General features: G+C 71.1%; 5 protein-coding genes. All 5 read right to left on the bottom strand.

The genetic code is table 11. The features are described 5' to 3' along the window. Positions 1-485 (bottom strand): single-stranded DNA-binding protein (locus VIB55_RS22140; protein ID WP_331878851.1); only part of this gene is annotated, 485 nt, incomplete at its 3' end. Positions 486-558: 73 nt separating this feature from the next. Beyond that, the gene (gene rimI / locus VIB55_RS22135) at positions 559-1,050 is read right to left on the bottom strand and encodes a ribosomal protein S18-alanine N-acetyltransferase (protein ID WP_331878850.1); all 492 of its coding nucleotides are present in this window, start codon (positions 1,048-1,050) and stop codon (positions 559-561) included. Further along, positions 1,050-1,760 (bottom strand): tRNA (adenosine(37)-N6)-threonylcarbamoyltransferase complex dimerization subunit type 1 TsaB, encoded by a 711-nt coding sequence (gene tsaB, locus VIB55_RS22130; RefSeq protein WP_331878849.1) that lies wholly within the window; start codon positions 1,758-1,760, stop codon positions 1,050-1,052. Before tsaB ends, rimI begins: the two co-directional genes overlap by 1 nt. Beyond that, on the bottom strand, positions 1,757-2,209 hold the full coding sequence (gene tsaE, locus VIB55_RS22125; protein ID WP_331878848.1) for a tRNA (adenosine(37)-N6)-threonylcarbamoyltransferase complex ATPase subunit type 1 TsaE: 453 nt from the start codon (positions 2,207-2,209) through the stop codon (positions 1,757-1,759). The genes tsaB and tsaE overlap by 4 nt, the downstream gene beginning before the upstream one ends. After that, on the bottom strand, positions 2,206-3,711 hold a 1,506-nt coding region (locus VIB55_RS22120; protein WP_331878847.1), incomplete at its 5' end, for a helicase-related protein. The genes tsaE and VIB55_RS22120, both read right to left, overlap by 4 nt.

Here is a 3,711-nt window from a genome sequence, read left to right as displayed (position 1 = left end):
CCACCCGCCCCACCGCCGCCGCCGCGCGGGGCACCGCCTCCGCCCCCGCCGCCACCGGAACGGCCGCCACCGCCGCCGTAGCCACCACCGCCGCCGCCTCCACCACCACCGTACCCGCCGCCGCCGCCAGACTCGCGGTCGCCGCCCTCACGGCCGCCGCCCAGCAGAATGATCTCGCGGGCGCGGATTTCGGTCATGTACTTGGTAACGCCGTCCTTGTCCTCGTACTGCCGGTACTCGATCTCGCCCTCCACGTAGATGCGGTCGCCCTTCTTGACCCACTTCTCCACGATGTCGACGAGCTTTTCCCACACCACGATCCGGTGCCACTCGGTCTTTTCCTGCTGCTGGCCGTCGCGACCGTTCCACCGGCGCGTGGTGGCCACCGAGAACTGCGCGACGCGCGCACCGCTGGGAATGGTGCGGATTTCGGGGTCCTGCCCCAGGTTTCCGATCAGAATGGCCTTGTTCAGGCTGCGGGCCACGGCTCCTCCTCAGTGAATTCAAGCGAACAGAGTGGACGCGAAAGCGCCATGATAAAGGGGCGCCCGATGCGTGTCAAGAAAACGATTGTATCCGCAGCCGCATCACCAGCGCGTCCTCGGTGGGGTGCGAGTAGTACGCTCGGCGGCGGCCCACGCCGGTAAAGCCGCGCTGGCGGTAGACGGACTTGGCCGCCTCGTTGGAAACGCGCACCTCCAGAAACAGCTCCGCGGCGCCACGGTCGCGCACGTGGTCCACCACGGCGTCCACCAGCGCGCCGCCCACCCCGGCGCCGCGCGCCTCGGGCGCCACGGCCACGTTGCCAAGTTCCGCCTGGTCCAGCACCGTCCACGCGGCGGCGTAGCCCACGACGTCGCCGTCCATCTCGGCCACCAGGAAATCGCTGTCGGTGCGCTTCAGCAGCCCGCGGAAGGTGTCCTCCTTCCACGGCATGGTAAAGCTCGAGATCTCGATCTCCAGCACCCGCGCGATGTCGCCCTCGCGGCAGCGGCGGACGTGGAACGACGCAGCCCGCGCCATCGGCGTGTCCGCCATCGGCGTCGACATCACGCGCCCGCCCTGGCCGCCGCGATGCGCTCCACCCCAGCGGCGCGCACGTACTCCGGCTCCCACGCCGCCGCGTCCGCCACCCGCCCCGCGTCGGCCGCCGCGCGCGCCAGCCAGAGCAGCCCGCGCGCGAGCGACCGGTCCTCCACGTCCACCGCATCGCCGCCGAACTCCGCCACGAGCGCATCCCGGTGCAGCGCTGCGCCGTCCCCCACAAAGCGCACAGGCAGGCGGCGCAGCCGCTCCACCAGCTCGTCGATCCCCAGCGCGGCGACACCGAGCACTTCCTCGCGCACGCAATCGCCGCCGAACGACCAGCACCCCGCGTACACCTCGTGGTTGCGGGCGTCGAACAACGCGCAGACGGGCCGCTCGTCCACCCGGTGCGCGGCCGCCGCGGCCATCAGCCCCGAGTAGGCGTACAGCGGCACGCCCAGCGCGCGGACGATCCCCTTTGCCGTCGCCGCGGCGATGCGCAGCCCGGTGAATGAGCCCGGCCCCCCGCCGCACACCACGGCCGCGACGTCCCGGGGCCGCAGCCCCGCGGCGGCCACTGCGCGGTCCACGGCAGGCATCAACGCCGACGACGCATTGGCTTGGGCCGAGACGGTCTCCCCCGCGAGCACGCGCCCGTCCACCTCCACGGCCACGTACGCGGAGCGGCCGGAGCTGTCCAGCGCCAGCAGGGGCCCGCGCAACAGCCCGCTCACGACGCCTCCCGCATGGGCGGCAGCGGCGGCGGATCGCCCACGGGCGACGCGGTCACCTCGCGCGAATCCGGCTCGTGCTCCAGCAGCTCGATCTCCCAGCGCACGGGCGGAAGCAGCGCCTCGGCGCGCTCCGGCCACTCGATCATCACCAGGTCGCCGTCCGCGCCCAGATCGCCCCACCCCAGCTCCCACACCTCGTCGCCGCGCTCCAGCCGGTACAGGTCCAGGTGCCACACCCGGGCGCGCGGCGTGTCGTAGCGAAAGACCAAGTTGAACGTAGGCGAGGGAACGTCGCCCTCCACCCCCGCCCCGTGCGCGATGGCCCGCGCCAGGGTGCTCTTCCCCGCCCCCAGGTCACCGCGCAAGCAAAGGATGAGCGGCGTCCGCGCCTCGGCGCCGATCCGCAGCCCCCACGCCTGCAGCGCCTCTTCGCCGAGCACGTCCCTCATGCCCGCAGCGACGCCACCGAACGGCGCTGCGCGGGCCGGGCGCCGTCCACCTCGGCCTTCAGTTCCAGCAGCTGGTCGCGGAGCAGCGCGGCCCGCTCGAAGTCCAGCTGCGACGCCGCGTCGCGCATCTCCTGCTCCAGCTGCGCCATCAGCTCCGCCGGGCTCTTCTTGCCCTCCAGCACGGCCTTGCGCTCCGCCGACTTGGCGGCCTCAGCCTTGGCATCCACCTTGGGCGTGCGCGCGTCGGCCACGCGGGTGCTGCTCTCGATCTCCCCCACCGACTTGAAGATCGTCTGCGGGATGATGTTGTGCTTCTCGTTGTACTCCACCTGGATGGTCCGCCGGCGATCGGTCTCCTCGATCATCCGCTTCATCGACCCGGTGATGCGGTCGGCGTACAGGATGGCGGTGCCCTGGGAGTTGCGCGCGGCGCGGCCCACCGTCTGGATCAGCGAGCTGCTGGAGCGCAGAAAGCCCTCCTTGTCGGCGTCCAGGATGGCCACCAGCGACACCTCGGGCAGGTCCAGCCCCTCGCGCAGCAGGTTGATGCCGATCAGCACGTCGAACTTGCCCAGCCGCAGGTCGCGCAAAATCTCCACCCGCTCCAGCGACTGGATGTCGGAGTGCAGGTAGCGCACGCGCACCCCGTTCTGCTGAAGGAAGTCCGTCAGGTCCTCCGACATCCGCTTGGTGAGCGTGGTCACCAGCACCCGCTCCTGGCGCTCGGCGCGCAGCCGGATCTCGTGGAGCAGGTCGTCCACCTGCCCCTTCACCGGACGGATCTCCACCACCGGGTCCAGCAGCCCCGTGGGGCGGATGATCTGCTCCACCACCACGCCGCCGCTCTGCGCGAACTCGTACTCGCCGGGCGTGGCGGACACGAAGACGGCCTTGGGAACCAGCTGCTCCCACTCGTCGAACTTCAGCGGACGGTTGTCCAGCGCCGAGGGAAGGCGAAAGCCGTGGTCCACCAGGGTGAGCTTGCGCGCGCGGTCGCCGTTGAACATCCCGCCGATCTGCGGCACGGTGACGTGGCTCTCGTCCACCACCACCAGGAAGTCCTCGGGAAAGTAGTCGAACAGGCACGCCGGCCGTTCGCCCTCCGCACGTCCCGCGATGTGGCGGGAATAGTTTTCGATGCCGGAGCAGGTGCCGATCTCCAGCATCATCTCGATGTCGAAGTTGGTGCGCGACTCCAGCCGCTGCGCCTCCAGCAGCCGCCCCGCGCCCAGCAGCTCCCGCAGCCGCTCGTCCAGCTCCCGGCGGATGCGGTCCACCGCGCGCTCCAGCTTGCTCTTGGCCGTGACGAAGTGCGTGGCGGGAAGGATGGCCGTACGGGTGAGCGTGGCGATGGTGTCGCCCGTCAGCGGCTCGAAGCGAGAGATGCGCTCGATCTCGTCGCCCCACAGCTCGATGCGGACGCCCTGCTCCTCGTAGGCCGGGTAGATCTCGACGGTGTCCCCGCGCACGCGGAAGGTGCCGCGCTCGAAGGCGACGTCGTT

The organism is Longimicrobium sp. (genome assembly GCF_036554565.1).
Lineage (GTDB): Bacteria > Gemmatimonadota > Gemmatimonadetes > Longimicrobiales > Longimicrobiaceae > Longimicrobium.
Note: the sequence above shows the minus strand (reverse complement) of the source record. Positions and strands in the feature narration are given on the sequence as shown.

What these genes read in the sequence shown, in the direction of transcription:
- tsaE (WP_331878848.1), bottom strand. Translation starts at nt 2,209, where the DNA reads ATGAGGGACGTGCTCGGCGAAGAGGCGCTGCAGGCGTGGGGGCTGCGG.
- rimI (WP_331878850.1), bottom strand. Translation starts at nt 1,050, where the DNA reads ATGTCGACGCCGATGGCGGACACGCCGATGGCGCGGGCTGCGTCGTTC.